Source organism: Caballeronia sp. SBC1, from assembly GCF_011493005.1.
Classification (GTDB): domain Bacteria; phylum Pseudomonadota; class Gammaproteobacteria; order Burkholderiales; family Burkholderiaceae; genus Caballeronia.
Genome location: NZ_CP049156.1, coordinates 1,394,044 through 1,408,696, shown reverse-complemented (window position 1 = coordinate 1,408,696; position 14,653 = coordinate 1,394,044). Strand labels below are relative to the sequence as shown.

The 14,653-nt window shown below is 60.5% G+C and carries 13 protein-coding genes and 1 tRNA gene; 5 read left to right on the top strand and 9 right to left on the bottom strand.

The features are described 5' to 3' along the window. Nucleotides 1-43: 43 nt before the first annotated feature. A complete protein-coding gene (locus SBC1_RS06130) occupies nucleotides 44-769 on the bottom strand; it encodes a nuclear transport factor 2 family protein (protein ID WP_165088638.1) in 726 nt (241 codons plus the stop codon). 141 nt (nucleotides 770-910) lie between these two features. Here SBC1_RS06130 and SBC1_RS06125 point away from each other — a divergent pair, with 141 nt between their 5' ends. Then, the gene (locus SBC1_RS06125) at nucleotides 911-1,732 is read left to right on the top strand and encodes a helix-turn-helix domain-containing protein (RefSeq protein ID WP_241202033.1); all 822 of its coding nucleotides are present in this window, start codon (nucleotides 911-913) and stop codon (nucleotides 1,730-1,732) included. Nucleotides 1,733-1,944: 212 nt separating this feature from the next. On the opposite strand, the gene SBC1_RS06120 is transcribed toward SBC1_RS06125, so the two are convergent. The 6 genes from SBC1_RS06120 to cysS form a co-directional block, all read right to left on the bottom strand. Then, a tRNA-Ser gene (locus SBC1_RS06120) sits at nucleotides 1,945-2,038 on the bottom strand. A 202-nt stretch (nucleotides 2,039-2,240) separates the two neighbouring features. Then, entirely contained in the window at nucleotides 2,241-3,491 is a 1,251-nt protein-coding gene (locus SBC1_RS06115; protein ID WP_165088635.1) for an aspartate kinase, read from the bottom strand. A 476-nt stretch (nucleotides 3,492-3,967) separates the two neighbouring features. After that, nucleotides 3,968-5,398, bottom strand: a complete 1,431-nt coding sequence (gene tilS, locus SBC1_RS06110) for a tRNA lysidine(34) synthetase TilS (protein ID WP_165088632.1) — start codon at nucleotides 5,396-5,398, stop codon at nucleotides 3,968-3,970. Between the two features lie 94 nt (nucleotides 5,399-5,492). Beyond that, the gene (locus SBC1_RS06105; protein WP_031363946.1) at nucleotides 5,493-6,464 is read right to left on the bottom strand and encodes an acetyl-CoA carboxylase carboxyltransferase subunit alpha; all 972 of its coding nucleotides are present in this window, start codon (nucleotides 6,462-6,464) and stop codon (nucleotides 5,493-5,495) included. Nucleotides 6,465-6,604: 140 nt separating this feature from the next. Further along, nucleotides 6,605-7,693: a DNA-3-methyladenine glycosylase gene (locus SBC1_RS06100; RefSeq protein WP_165093091.1), complete on the bottom strand. Its 1,089-nt coding sequence runs from the start codon at nucleotides 7,691-7,693 to the stop codon at nucleotides 6,605-6,607. A 44-nt stretch (nucleotides 7,694-7,737) separates the two neighbouring features. After that, a complete protein-coding gene (gene cysS / locus SBC1_RS06095) occupies nucleotides 7,738-9,156 on the bottom strand; it encodes a cysteine--tRNA ligase (protein ID WP_165088628.1) in 1,419 nt (472 codons plus the stop codon). Nucleotides 9,157-9,598: 442 nt separating this feature from the next. On the opposite strand from cysS, the gene SBC1_RS06090 reads away from it, so the two are divergent. The 4 genes from SBC1_RS06090 to SBC1_RS06075 all read left to right on the top strand — a co-directional run bounded on the left by SBC1_RS06090 (nucleotide 9,599) and on the right by SBC1_RS06075 (nucleotide 12,652). After that, a complete protein-coding gene (locus tag SBC1_RS06090) occupies nucleotides 9,599-10,465 on the top strand; it encodes a M48 family metallopeptidase (RefSeq protein ID WP_165088624.1) in 867 nt (288 codons plus the stop codon). A gap of 123 nt (nucleotides 10,466-10,588) precedes the next feature. Next, a complete protein-coding gene (locus SBC1_RS06085) occupies nucleotides 10,589-11,170 on the top strand; it encodes a peptidylprolyl isomerase (protein ID WP_165088619.1) in 582 nt (193 codons plus the stop codon). 178 nt (nucleotides 11,171-11,348) lie between these two features. Continuing rightward, nucleotides 11,349-11,846 carry a peptidylprolyl isomerase gene (locus tag SBC1_RS06080; protein WP_165088616.1) on the top strand — a complete coding sequence of 166 codons (498 nt, stop codon included), beginning with the start codon at nucleotides 11,349-11,351 and terminating at the stop codon, nucleotides 11,844-11,846. Further along, entirely contained in the window at nucleotides 11,843-12,652 is an 810-nt protein-coding gene (locus tag SBC1_RS06075) for a UDP-2,3-diacylglucosamine diphosphatase (RefSeq protein WP_165088611.1), read from the top strand. The genes SBC1_RS06080 and SBC1_RS06075 overlap by 4 nt, the downstream gene beginning before the upstream one ends. A 65-nt stretch (nucleotides 12,653-12,717) precedes the next feature. Here SBC1_RS06075 and cysE read toward each other — a convergent pair whose 3' ends face one another. Together cysE and SBC1_RS06065 are read right to left on the bottom strand one after the other, a co-directional pair. Beyond that, nucleotides 12,718-13,506 carry a serine O-acetyltransferase gene (gene cysE, locus SBC1_RS06070; protein ID WP_165088608.1) on the bottom strand — a complete coding sequence of 263 codons (789 nt, stop codon included), beginning with the start codon at nucleotides 13,504-13,506 and terminating at the stop codon, nucleotides 12,718-12,720. A gap of 268 nt (nucleotides 13,507-13,774) precedes the next feature. Further along, the gene (locus SBC1_RS06065; RefSeq protein WP_370469585.1) at nucleotides 13,775-14,590 is read right to left on the bottom strand and encodes an RNA methyltransferase; all 816 of its coding nucleotides are present in this window, start codon (nucleotides 14,588-14,590) and stop codon (nucleotides 13,775-13,777) included. Nucleotides 14,591-14,653: the final 63 nt, after the last annotated feature.

Genomic DNA, 14,653 nt, shown 5'->3' with positions numbered 1-14,653 from the left:
CAGCGCCCTGCTCGATCGGGAAAAAGCACGGTTTCAGATTCGGTTAGCGGTTCAACGCCTGAATCAGCGGATGATCGCAGTAGATCCGGTTCTCATAAACCTGGCCATTACTGTGACGCACGCAGTCCACCCCTTCGAAGCGCAACGGCACATCGCCGTGCGTTCCCGTGGCAATCCATCGGATGAAGACGGTATCGCCGCGACTCGCGTGGTCGGCAACTTCAAGCCTGAAATCCGGAACCTGGCGCAGCAGCTCATGCAGCGGCCGTACATAGGCGTCCACGCCTTTCAATGGCGCGTGCAAACCCGGCCAATATCCTTCGATATCCGCCGCCAGTTCATCGCTCGGCCGGCCGAAGTCCGGCGCCGCCCAGAACGCGGCGTACTTTTCCACGCACCAAGCCGGGCCCATCAGCGTGCTGTCGAGAAAACCCGTGATGCCGGCGAACCGGCCATCGGTGGAAAATTCGCCGAAATCCGTCCCGCTCGCCAGTTGCCGGCCGGCAGCATCGACCAGACGCCAACTGAAGCGGACCATTGCACCCGTCGCATCAATCCCGCCGACCCGCTCGAACGTCAACCCAGGCATCTGCGCCTGGAACGCGCCGATCATCTCGGCGAACTCTTTCGGGCCAGTGCTGCTCATCATTGGATCGGTGTAACTGGCGCCGTCAAGCAAAACCAACTCTGCAAGAGCGTTGCGTCGCGACGGATTCGTCTCGTTCCATGTATCGATATAGCGACCCACCAGCACGTCATGCTCAGTCATGATTCTCTCCTTCGATAATCTTCCAGGCTATGGCGGCACCGGATTAGCGCGGCCTGGGATCAATCATCGGGACGGGCATGTCGTGCGTCGATTACCTGGCAGGTAATGGAGCTGCGTGCGGCGGTTTGATAAGGTACGACCATGAACACACTGACTGCGACGGCTGTTGGTATTGGCCCGATGATCAAGCACTGGCGCGAACGACGCCGCATGAGCCAGCTTTATCTGGCCAGCGAAGCGGAGATTTCGAGCCGGCATCTGAGTTTTATCGAAACGGGACGCGCCGTGCCGAGCCGCGCGATGGTGCTGCGGCTTGCCGAGTATCTCGAGGTGCCGCTGCGCGAACGCAACCAGTTGCTGACCGCGGCGGGGTTCGCGCCGGTGTTCCAGGAACGTCCATTCGATGATCAATCGATGCAGCCTGCGCGAACCGCAGTCGAACAGATCCTGAAGGGGCACGAGCCTTATCCGGCGCTGGCTATCGACCGGCATTGGAATCTGGTGTCGGCGAATGGTGCGGTGGCTGCGCTTATCGCCGATGCTGATCCGTCTTTGCTTGAACCGCCGGTGAATGTGTTGCGGTTGAGTCTGCATCCGCGGGGGTTGGCGCCGAAGATTGCGAATCTCGGGCAATGGCGCGCGCATTTACTTGAACGGCTGGGGCGTCAGATCGCACTCACGGCCGATCCGCAGTTGGCCGCGTTGCGCGATGAGTTGAAGAGTTATCCCGGGGTATCCAGCCGGAATCACACGATGGAATCCTCTATCGTGATCCCGTTCGTATTGAGCACTGCCGCAGGGCAACTATCATTCATTAGTACAACGATGATGTTTGGCACCCCAATTGATATCACGCTGTCGGAGCTCGCGATCGAATTGTTTTTTCCGGCAGATGAAGCGACTGCGGCGGCGTTGCAACTCAGCGGTGGCCCCGTTATCCATCAGCTCTCCAAACGCCGTTGATCCACGCTCCAAGAACCGGACGCCGCACCTGCAACCGTCCATATGCGTGTGTTGCAGTGGAAACCGAGCAGCGCGCCGAAAGGGTGACAAACACGCGCATTGAGCGGAGCCATTGGGACACACGCATTGCCTTCCGCCCGTGGAACACCCAATAGGGGCCAAAAAAACAAAAACCCCGTAAGTCGTTAGACCTACGGGGCTTTGCATTCTTCTGGCGGAGACGGAGGGATTCGAACCCTCGATCCAGGTTTTAGCCCAGATGCTCCCTTAGCAGGGGAGTACCTTCAACCTCTCGGCCACGTCTCCTGCACTTTCTGCCGCGCGGGAGTCAGCGCGACGAAGCCAAGATGATAGCGGGTTAGCGGCTGCGGGTCAATTTCGTGAGACAAAATTTTTCATCTCATGAATTGCATCGAACAGTGTTTCGCCGCTTATTGCGCCGCTTGTTTCGACTACGGCCAAAAAACACACTGCAAGCTGTCACACCCACGCCGTTTCCCGCGTGTCTTCAGCCGCGATCGAGTTCGAACACCTTATGCAGCGCGCGCACGGCGAGCTCGGTATATTTTTCGTCGATCAGCACCGAGATCTTGATCTCCGACGTCGAGATCATCTGGATATTGATGCCCTCTTCCGCCAGCGTACGGAACATCGTGCTCGCAATACCCACGTGCGAGCGCATGCCCACGCCGACCACCGACACCTTCGACACCTTCGGATCGCCCCGAACCTGCTCGGCCTTGACGTGGTCCTTCACCTGGTTCGCCAGGATCTCCATGGCATGCGCATAATCACCGCGGCCGACCGTGAACGTAAAGTCTGTCTTGCCGTCCACGCTCGTGTTCTGGATGATCATGTCGATGTCGATATTCGCATCGGCCACCGGCCCGAGGATCTGGTACGCAATGCCCGGCTTGTCGGGCACGCCCATCACGGCAATACGCGCTTCGTCGCGCTGAAATGCGATGCCCGAGATAACAGCTTTTTCCATGGTCTCGTCTTCTTCAAAAGTAATCAGGGTGCCCGAGCGCATTTCGGTTTCGAGCGGAATCAACGGGTCCGTCAGGCTCGACAACACGCGCGTCTTGACCTGATATTTGCCGGCGAATTCCACCGAACGGATCTGCAGCACCTTCGACCCGAGGCTCGCCATTTCCAACATCTCTTCGAACGTCACGCGATCCAGCCTGCGCGCTTCTTCGACCACGCGCGGGTCCGTGGTGTAGACACCATCAACGTCCGTATAGATCAGGCATTCGTCGGCTTTCAATGCCGCCGCAATTGCCACGGCCGAGGTGTCCGAACCGCCGCGTCCCAGCGTGGCAATATGACCCTCTGGGTCAACGCCCTGGAAGCCCGTGATCACGACGACTTTGCCCGCGTCGAGATCGGCGAGCACGCGCGTGCCGTCGATGTCGCTGATGCGTGCTTTCGTGAACGCGCTGTCCGTCTTGATCGGCACTTGCCAGCCCGCATAGCTGACGGCTTCGAGCCCTTCGGCGTGCAACGCGATGGCGAGCAGGCCGACGCTGACTTGTTCGCCCGTGGAGGCGATCATGTCGAGTTCACGCGGGTCCGGATGAGGGGTGATTTCGCGCGCGAGGCCCAGCAGGCGGTTCGTTTCGCCGGACATGGCCGACGGGACGACGACCATCTTGTGGCCGGCCTTGTGCCATTTCGCGACGCGCTTGGCGACGTTCTTGATGCGCTCGACCGAGCCCATCGAAGTGCCGCCGTATTTATGTACGATGAGTGCCATTGTCGTTTTGAACAGGAGAAAAAGCCGCGCTGGCGCGCCGTTTGATGCGCCGCGTACTGCACGTGTTTCACGTATTGCATCAGAAGCCGGCTTGAAGAAACACAAGCAAACCCTGGATCGGTGCGATCGACGACTTAAGCGTGACGACGAAGCGCGGTAGCCGCACGCGCAAGGTTGGCTCGCGCGCAAAATGCAATTCTGGCGGCTAAAAACGCGTCTTCTGGACGGAAAAGCTGCTTGAAAAGCGTTGCGGGAAACCGGTAAACGTACCCGATCGAGGTCTAAAACACAAGCCGGAACGGCCGATTCGACTCGTTCGCAGACCGTTTGCAGACCGCTCGCAGGCGTTCGCCAGGAAAAGTTGACCGGGATTTGTTCCCGCGCATGAAACACTGAAAATTGGGGCAGATCGAGTTTCGCCCGCCGGACCCGCCGCAGATACAGCGCGTGAGCGCGCCGGCTATCCGTTCAAGCGCTCAGGCAATCACCAGATCCGGCCGCCACTCAATCCGCCTATACACGGCGTCCTCACCGCCGACTTCGGCGTACGCGCGATTGACGCCAATGAACGGCACGAACAACAAGGTTTCGCCGAGAAACACCAGAGGGACGTCGCGTTTCCAGGCCGGCACGCCGCGCTCCTGAAACAGGTTTTTCAGGGTCCGGCCGGGTCCATCCGCGCTCAAGCGCAAGCGCTCGCCGCCCGCGCGCGAACGCGCTCCGAGCGGCGCGGCGCGCAGCGTGGCTTCGGAGACCGCGTCCTCATCGCCGTGTGCCGCGGGTTTGAACACGAACGTCCCGCGCCAATGCGGCAGGCGCCAAATACTTTCGCCGTCCCAGTTCAGCACGCTCGCCATGCGGGCGGGATGTGCCCCATCGTCGAGATCGGCGGGGTCCGCGCTATCGCCCTTTTCCCAGAAAATCGCATCGCGATACGCCCGCAAGCAAGACCCGGTGTGATCGATGCGCAACGCGTGGCCGTTCCGGGAAACCGCGGCGTCGCGCAATTGCCGCAGCACCTCGCCAATACGCGCTGCCGATGCCGCCTGCAGCCCGAGCGAACGCATCCAGTAACGCAGCAAGTTGATCGCGCGTTCATCGTCGAAAGCGAGTACCGCCGATAGGCTCAACGCGCCCTCATCATCGCCTTGTGCCGATGCCATGTCGATGCGAGCAAGTTCATCGAGCAACCTTTGCGCCGACGCCGCATGGGACGCGGTCCGCGCAAGCGCATCGCGGAAACCAGGAAAATGCACAGCGAGTGCAGGCAGGACGTCATGACGCAGCGCGTTGCGGGCATAGCGGGTATCGGCGTTGGATTCGTCGTCGATCCAGCGCAAATCGCGCTCATGCGCGTAATGCTCGAGTTGTGCACGCAACAGATGCAATAACGGCCGCACGCGCGGCGTGGAGGCGCCATCCACCCGTTGCGGCGCCATCGCGGCAAGCCCGGCGACGCCCGCGCCGCGCAGCAATTGCAGCAACACGGTTTCCGCCTGATCGTCGGCATGATGCGCGAGCCAAAGCGCGCTCGCACCCTGCTCGTCGCACAGCGCGTCGAGCGCACGATAACGCGCATCACGTGCCGCCGCTTCCAGACTCTCGCCGCCTTCGCGTACCACGTCGACCTGACGCGACGCGAACCTCACGCCCAGCGTCTGCGCGAACGCGCGACAATGCGCGGCCCAGGCATCTGCGTTCGGACTCAAACCATGGTGAATGTGCAACGCGATGACACGCGTTGGTCCCGCGCATCGAACCGCTGCATCGAGCAGCGCAGTCGAGTCGAGACCGCCGCTGAACGCAACGGCGATCGCGCTTTGGGGAGAGGCCGGCACATCGGCGAACGCCGCGCGCACCGCATCGATCACGAGACGGCTGGCGGGAGTATCAGTGTCGGATGTCACGGAAGTCGGCTTGTTAAGGTGCCTTCAGGGCACCTTCGAGGCAGCCTGTCAGGGCAAGCTGCGCACAGGGAACAGCGAGCGCCGCGCTCAAGCTTCACGCACCCGGCAGGTTTTCCTTGAACTTGCCGTATGCCATCAGCTTGTCGAAGCGGCGCGCGCGAACGTCGAGCGCATTCATGCCGTGGAACTGGCGCAGGGTATCGGCTAGTGCACGGCGCAGCAATGCCGCCATGCCTTTCGGATCGCGATGCGCGCCGCCCAGCGGCTCGTTGACGATCTTGTCGATCAATCCCAACGCCTTCAGCCGATGAGCCGTCAAACCCAGCGCTTCGGCCGCTTCCGGCGCCTTCGCGGCGCTTTTCCACAAAATGGACGCACAACCCTCGGGCGAAATCACCGAATAAGTTGAGAATTGCAGCATTAGCACGCTGTCAGCAACGGCAATAGCCAGCGCGCCGCCTGAACCACCTTCGCCGATGATGGTCGCCACAATCGGCGTCTTCAGTTCGGCCATCACATACAGATTACGGCCGATTGCTTCCGACTGCCCACGCTCCTCTGCCCCAATACCAGGGTACGCGCCGGGGGTATCGATGAACGTAAAAATCGGCAAGCCGAATTTCTCGGCCAGACGCATGAGCCGCTCAGCCTTCCGATACCCCTCCGGGCGCGGCATGCCGAAATTGCGCGCTGCGCGCTCTTTCGTGTCGCGGCCCTTCTGCTGGCCGATCACCATGCAAGGCTGGCCGTTGAATCGCGCCAGACCGCCGACAATAGCCAGGTCGTCCGCATAAGAGCGGTCGCCATGGAGTTCGTGGAAGTCGGTGAAAAGCTCGTTCACATAGTCGAGCGTGTACGGGCGCTGCGGATGGCGCGCGATCTGCGAAACCTGCCAGGGGGTCAGGTTTGCATAAAGATCTTTGGTGAGTTGCTGGCTCTTCTTCGACAGCCGCTCGATTTCTTCCGAAATATCGACAGCGGAATCGTCCTGAACGAAGCGCAATTCTTCGATCTTCGCTTCGAGTTCAGCGATAGGCTGTTCGAAATCCAGAAACGTGGTCTTCATATGTTCGAATCCTAGAGCATCGGGCAGCGCGTATTCTAACCGCGCCAGCCTCACTAAATTCCGGGTCGCAACTATCGATTATAAGATATCAATAGTTCATCGACTCACCGACTGCCACCGGATAATGCGACCGGGGAATTTTAGTGATCGGCGGGGACGGGGTAAAGGCTGCGCCACATGTACCAGGTCGCGACGGTGCGCCACGGTTCCCAGTTGGCCGCGACTTCGCGCGCTTCGCTGCGGGTTACGGGTTCACCGCTGAAATAGTTGACGCTGATGGCCTGGATCAGGCCGAGGTCATCGAGCGGCAGGACGTCCGGGCGCGACAAGTTGAAGATCAGGAACATTTCCGCCGTCCATCGGCCAATGCCGCGAATCTGCGTCAACTCCGCGATCACAGCTTCATCTTCCATTGATGTCCAGCTATCCACGTGCAGCGCGCCCGAAACGAAATGCTGCGCGACGTCGAGGATATATTCCGACTTCCGTTTCGATAACCCGCACGACTGCAACTTCGCCGGTCCCACCTTGATGAACTGCTGCGGCGCGAGCGTCGGGCACGCACCCTCCACACGCTTCCAGATAGCCTGCGCGGCCGTCACGGAAATTTGCTGACCGACAACCGAACGCGCAAGTGTGGTGAACGGATCGTCGCGATTGATCAGATGCACCGGGCCGAACTTCGGAATCAGTTTCTTGAGAATACGGTCGCGCTTGACGAGGTCGGCACACGCCTTGTCCCAATACTCGGGACGAGCGGCTTCCACCGACAAGCCGGGCGTCTGCACCGGCACAGTTTTCTCGGCCGTGATCGCACGCGACTTGCGGACAATCTCGCCGTCGCTCTGCGGAGCACGCACGAGCGCCTGCATTGCGTCAGCGCTGACGTTGGTCTCGACGGCTTTCACGTCGAGCACGCCATTAGCGTCGCCGCTCGCCTTCTTGGGCGCCACCTTGGATGCCACTTTCGGCGCGGTTGCCCGCACTGTCTTGTGTGCACGAACGAGGCCGTTCGTTTTAGCAACGCCGTCATGAACTACGCCATTGACCGCACGTTTTTTCGATGCCGTCTTGCGTTCTCCGTCGTGGGCAGCACCGTTGGCGAGTTTCGCCTCGGGCGTCGACACCTTCGACGTTTTCACCTGCGCACGCCGCGCGACCCTGCTCGCGGGCACTGCGATACTACCGGACGCGGCTCGTTTAGCCGGCGCCTTTCTGGCCGTTGCCATCATGCCTCCTACCTGGCGAGTCGATCAAAGGGAACGAGAGGCGCTTAAGCACGACGCCATTCGGTCAACCCACCCGGTTTGTCTTCAAGTGCAATCCCGGCTTCGAGCAATTCGGCGCGAATCCGGTCTGCTTCGGCATAGTTCTTTGCCTGCTTCGCAGCAACACGAGCGGCAATCTTCATTTCTATATCGGCAGGCGTGAGGCTTTCTGCACCCTCTTGGCCAACCATATTGCGATTGCTACGCGGCGTGTCCTGAAGAAACGCACGCGGCTCACGTTGCAACAACCCGAGCACAGCGGCCAGTTTCTTCAATTGACGTGCGAGCACAGTGTCCTGCGAGCGATTCACTTCGCTTGCCAATTCGAACAACACGGCGATCGCAACCGGCGTGTTGAAATCGTCGTTCATCGCCGCGCGAAAACGTTGCGCATGCGCTTCGTTCCAGTCGAGCGGCGCCACATCCGGGCTCACGTCTTTCAGCGCTGTATACAAACGCGTGAGCGCCCCACGTGCGTCTTCTATATGAACGTCGCTGTAATTGAGCGGCGAACGATAGTGTGCCCTTGCTATAAAAAAACGCACGACTTCCGCATCGAATTTTTCGAGGACTTCGCGGATGGTAAAGAAGTTGCCCAGCGACTTCGACATCTTTTCGCTGTCGATCTGCACGAAGCCGTTATGCATCCAGTAGTTCACGAACTGAACGCCCGTTGCCGCCTCGCTCTGCGCAATTTCATTCTCATGGTGCGGAAACTGCAGGTCCTGACCGCCACCATGAATGTCAAAACGATCGCCCAACAAGGTGCAGCCCATGGCCGAACATTCGATATGCCAGCCCGGCCGGCCGCGCCCCCATGCCGAATCCCAGCCCGTGTCCGGCGGCTCCCCTTCCTTCGCGCGTTTCCACAACACGAAGTCGAGTGGATCTTGCTTAGCGTCGTTTGCAGCCACGCGTTCGCCCGCACGCAAGTCTTCGATCGATTTGCCCGACAGCTTGCCGTAGCCCTCGAACTTGCGCACCGCATAGTTCACGTCGCCGTCTTTCCCCTGATACGCATAACCGTTCTGCACGAGCGTCTGGATCATGCCCAGCATCTGCGGAACGAAGTCGGTCGCACGCGGTTCGAGATCGGGACGGGCTACGCCGAGCGCATCGAGATCGTCGTACATGGCCTGGATGAATCGCCCCGTCAGCGCCTTGATCGACTCGCCGTTTTCCACCGCGCGACGAATGATCTTGTCGTCGATGTCTGTGATGTTGCGCACATAAGTCACGTTGTATCCAAGCGTGCGAAGCCAGCGCTGGACAATATCGAACACGATCATCATGCGTGCGTGCCCGACATGACAATAGTCATACACCGTGATTCCGCAAACATACATGCGCACTTCTCCTGCACGGAGCGGCACGAAAGGTTGCTTGTCACGCGCGAGCGTGTTGTAGATGCGCAATGAGTTCATAAGCGATGGTGCGTGGGCCGGGACATCCGTGTTTCGACTGCTGGCCAATGTTGTGACGGCGATTGGTTGTGACGGCGATTGTGACGGCATGCCGCATGTCCGCGTTCGTTCGCATTCGTTTCCGGCTGCCGATAGCAACGGTGCATTCTGCACTGCTGCGACCCATGCTACAGGTAGCCGTGAAACGACAGCAACATCAAGAACGACAATGAGACCAGCGACGAGAACGACGTCAACGCGACATCAGCGATATGACACGTTCCAGCAAGTTCCAGCACGTTCAACATGTTTGACCCGGCCCGGCTTCGAACTTGAAGCGCTGGGAACCGTGCGTGCCGTCGCGAGAAACATGACGGTCATGCTGCGATCAAAACGGAGGCGGCCGCGAGTGGCGTAAAGACTGTCTGGACGTTCAACGGAACGTTACAGACGTTTTGTTAGAATGGGTCGGAGTATAACATCCAGACCAGAGCCTATGAAACCTTCCAGCGGCCGCGCATCAAGCGTTGCCAAGCTAGCGGCGACCGCCCTTGCAACCGTCACATTCGGACTTGGCGCAACGTTTTTGGCGGTTACGCCAGCGCTTGCGCAAGTCTCCACCGCCACCGCGGACGACACGCCCGCCATCGACCAGGCTATTGCGCAGAAGCAATGGCCAAGCGCGCTCGCGCAACTCGACGCACGCATCAAGACCAATCCGCGCGACGTGCAGGCCAAGTTCAAGCGCGCGACCGTACTCGCGCGCTTGAACCGGGACGACGAAGCCATAGCCGCGTTCACCGAGCTCACCCAGGCCTACCCCGAACTGCCCGAGCCGTATAACAACCTTGCCGCGCTCTACGCCAAGAAGGGCCGCTACGATGAAGCACGCGTAGCGCTCGAAACGGCGACGAAGGCGAATCCGAGTTACGCGCTGGCGTACGAAAATCTTGGCGATCTGTATTTGCGGCTTGCGAGCGAATCGTATAAGCGGGCGCAGGCGCTCGGATCAAAGAGCCCGTTGACGGCGCAGCGCGTGGGCGACATCCAGAACATCGTGTCGCCGCCGCCGCGACGCCGTCCGGAAGCCGCGGCTGCAGCAGCCGCAGCGGCGGCCGCGTCGGGCGCCTCGCATGTGTCGGCCGCGTCGGCGCCGGCGGCGGCTTCGTCGGCAACGGCCGCGTCTTCGTCGAGTGCAACCTCTAATGACTGGACGAGCACGACTTCGGGTACCACGTCCAACGACATGTCGTCGCCGCTTTACTCGCCGTTCTCCGGACCGAGCGTGCCGCTTTCGACCACGCCTTACTTCGCGCCCACGAATCCATAATCCGACAATCCGATAATCCGATAATCCGGCACGATCGAACGTTCAGACGGCCAGACACCTGGACGTTTGAACGTTCGACAAAGTCTTCACCCGTAGCTGCTCCAACCAGAGGATCGATTACTCATGAAAAGTTTGTTGTTGGCGCTTGGCAGCGCTGCACTCATCGCCCAAGCACCCGCCTTTGCTCAGTCCTCGCAGACTGCTGCTCACCCGACCGTGCTGCTCAAGACTTCACAAGGCGACATCAAGGTTGAGTTGTATCCTGAGAAGGCGCCGAAAAGCGTCGCCAACTTTCTGGACTATGTAAAGTCCGGCCAGTACAACGGCACGATTTTTCATCGCGTGATTCCGGGCTTCATGATTCAGGGCGGCGGGTACACGACCAGCTTCGTCGAAAAACCGACGCGGGCGCCCATTCCGCTTGAAAGCAAGAACGGGCTGAAGAATACGACCGGCACGCTCGCCATGGCACGCACGAGCGATCCGGATTCGGCGACATCGCAGTTCTTCATCAACACGGTCGATAACACCGGCCTCGATTACCCCAACGGCGACGGCAACGGTTATGCCGTGTTCGGCAAGGTGGTCGCGGGCATGGACGTAGTGAAGAAGATTGAAGGCACGCCGACTACCACGCGCGGCCCGATGGCCGATGTGCCGCAAACGAACGTCGTGATCCAGTCGGCTAGCGTCGTCGGGAAGTAATCGTTGGGAAGTATGCTGGGGAATCAGCAGGGCAATAAGCCTTGAAGCAGGCCTCAAAAGCCAAGTCGGGGAACAAGTCCGTGGCCGCTCGCCTTCATGGCGAGCAGGCAAAAAGCAGGCATGCGCCGTGCGCGTCGCGTATTGCCCCATCTACTCTTGAAAAGGAAAGGAACTCATCATGGTCGAACTGCATACGAATCACGGCATCATCAAGATCGAGCTGAACGCTGAGAAGGCTCCGAAGTCGGTCGAAAACTTTCTGAACTACGTAAAGAAAGGCCACTACGACAACACCGTGTTCCATCGCGTGATCGACGGTTTCATGATCCAGGGCGGCGGTTTCGAACCGGGCATGAAGCAAAAGCCGACGGACGCACCTATTGACAACGAAGCAAATAACGGCCTGAAGAACGAACACGGTTCCGTCGCCATGGCGCGTACCAACGACCCGCATTCGGCCACCGCGCAGTTCTTCATCAATGTGGGTGACAACGAGTTCCTGAACCACTCGTCGCCGTCGCCGCAAGGCTGGGGTTACGCGGTATTCGGCAAGGTCGTGGAGGGCCTCGATATCGTCGACAAGATCCGCAAGGTCAAGACGGGCTCGAAGGGTTTTCATCAGGACGTGCCGGTGGATGACGTCGTGATCGAAAAGGCTGTCGTCGTCGGGGAATGATCGACTCGACGCACAGCGTGATCGATTCAGAAGAAACAGCGGGCGCGAAAGATACAGCGCGCCCGCTGTTTTTCATTTCCGATCTCCATTTGAGCGACGCCATTCCGCGCACCGTGGCGGCGTTCGAGCATTTCATCGAGGTGACGGCGAACGATGCCGACTCGGTGTTCATCCTCGGCGACCTGTTCGAATTCTGGGTGGGCGACGACGTGCTGGATGCATCGGTGCCAGGTCCACGCGCCGCGTTTGCGAGGCGCATGACGGCGTTGATGCATACCTTGTCCGAACGCGGCATTGCCTTGTATGTGATGCACGGCAACCGCGATTTCCTGCTAGGCAAGCGTTTCATGCGAGCCGCCGGGGCGCTGCGGTTGCCCGATCCATTCGTTATCACAGCGTTCGGCACGCGCATCGTGGTGGCGCATGGCGATGCGCTTTGCACGGCCGACCCCGCATATCAGCGCTTTCGCCGGTTTGCGCGTAACCCGGTAGCGCAACAACTATTCTTGAGCTTGCCGCTGAAGCTGCGCTTATTGATTGCGGAGCGCATGCGATCGACCAGCGAAGACGGCAGGACGCGTCCGGCGCAGGCGAAATATGACGTGACGCGCGAGGCGGTGGCGGAGTTGTTCGCGAGCACCAACACCCACACGATGATCCACGGCCACACGCATTTGCCCGCGCGCCACCGGGAAACAGATGGCGTGCGCTGGGTCATGCCGGATTGGGAACTGGATCACGGCGAGCCACGCGGCGGATATCTGCGCGTGGACGCGGACGGTATTCGGGCGTTGCCGCTGGAGTGAACTCCAACGGGCTGTTTCTTGCACGCTATCGTGCCAATGCCCGATGATGGAAAACCGCCGTCGCTTCAGCGCCGCGCTGCTTCGCCTTTCATTGCATCGGAGAGACGCTTTAGATCGATGAACGCGGCATTCTCGACGCCGCTCATCGCATCTATGCGCGTGCCCAATTTCTCAAGCGCCGCAACAATTTCATCCACCCGATGCGCTTGCGTAGACGCGTGATCAATCAGGCCGTGGATGGCGAGCGACACCGGATCGTCGGCGTTCGGCGTAATGCCGTACGCACAGAATGCGGCACGCTCAAAAACGCCCGAGCCTTTTTGCGCGGGTTTGACGGCTGCCGGCACGACCACGCGCGCCGGATTTCCCACGGCCGTCCCGCCCGCCGGAACCGGCTTCACCACCACCGCGTTCGACCCAATCTTCGCTTCCGCGCCGACCGTGAACCCGCCGAGCACTTTCGCGCCCGCCCCCACAATCACGCCGCGCTCAAGCGTCGGATGCCGCTTCGCGCCGCGCGCGAGCGACGTGCCACCAAGCGTCACGCCTTGATAGATCGTGCAGTCGTCGCCAATTTCCGCCGTTTCGCCAACCACCACGCCCATGCCGTGATCGATGAACACCCGCCGTCCAAGCGTCGCGCCGGGATGGATCTCGATGCCCGTCATGAATCGCCCGAACTGCGAGACAAACCGCCCGAGCCAGCGCCAGCCCGCGCGCCAGCAAGCGTGGGCGATCCGGTGCAGGACGACAGCATGAAAGCCCGGATAACACGTCACGACTTCCCAAGCGCTGCGGGCGGCCGGATCGCGCTCGCGGATGGCGGCGATGTCTTCGCGGAGTCGATTAAACATGGCGGTGGCTCTGTGGATGACCGGGGGCGGACTCTCGAACGCGCGGCTCAGCACGAATTCGGGAATCAATAGTTTGATTTCCGCAGATTGTAGGACGAGCCGTGGAAATTCGCTGCGATGCCCCCGCTGGCAAAACGGGTAGGGTTGGGTATTGGCGTTGATCACGAATCCGCGAGCGGCGAAACGCGGGCGGCGCGGCTCGTCTTCGCTGCTGCCTAACGGGATAAAACCACTGCTTCCCTGCGACTCTGAAGCGCCCGCGACCTTCCTATCGTTTGATCTTTAGAAGAATATGCTTGGCGATACCCCGCAGGATGTTCACTTCCTCGTGCTCCAGTCCCGAGCGCGAGAAAAGCCGTCGCATCCGCGACATCAGTTTCTTCGGGTTGGCCGGATCGAGGAAATCAAGTGCGACCAGCGCTTGTTCCAGATGCGTGTACATGCCTTCTATCTCGTCACTGGACGCGCTTGGGGCAGACGTTATCGGGCTCGCCGTCGCGGGAATGGCTGGAATTGCGTTCGCGCGACTGAGTAGCGCCAGCCGCAGCTCGTAGGCCAGAACCTGAACCGCCTGCGCCAGATTCAACGAGCTATAGGCAGGATTCGCCGGAATGTGCGCGAGGGCGCTACAGCGCTCCACGTCGGCATTCGACAAGCCCACGCGCTCATTACCGAATACAAGCGCGATGGCGCCCGAACTCCCGCCGCGCCCTTGCCCCACAAACTCGCAGGCCTTCTCCGCCGCGGCGCGCGGCGCCATCTGCGGCGGCCCATACTCCCGCGAACGCGCCGTCAACGCGATCGACCAATGCACGCCGGTCAGGGCATCGGCGAGTGTTTCGACAACTTGCGCCGACGCGAGCACGTCGTCTGCGCCGCTCGCCATCGCGATCGCTTCCGGCTCGCGCGTGACGAACGCGATTTTCGGTGCGACAACAACTAGCCGGGAAAATCCCATCGTCTTGAGCGCGCGCGCGGCCGCGCCGACATTTCCAGGATGGCTCGGTTCGACCAGCACGAAGCGGGTCGACGCAAAAGCGTCGTCCGGGCGATCCGGGGAGTTTGATGAGGAGTTCAGGTCCAAGGGGAAACGCTTGCAGGAAGGTTGAAAGAGACATCATGGTAGCGCCGCGCGGTCCATCCGGCG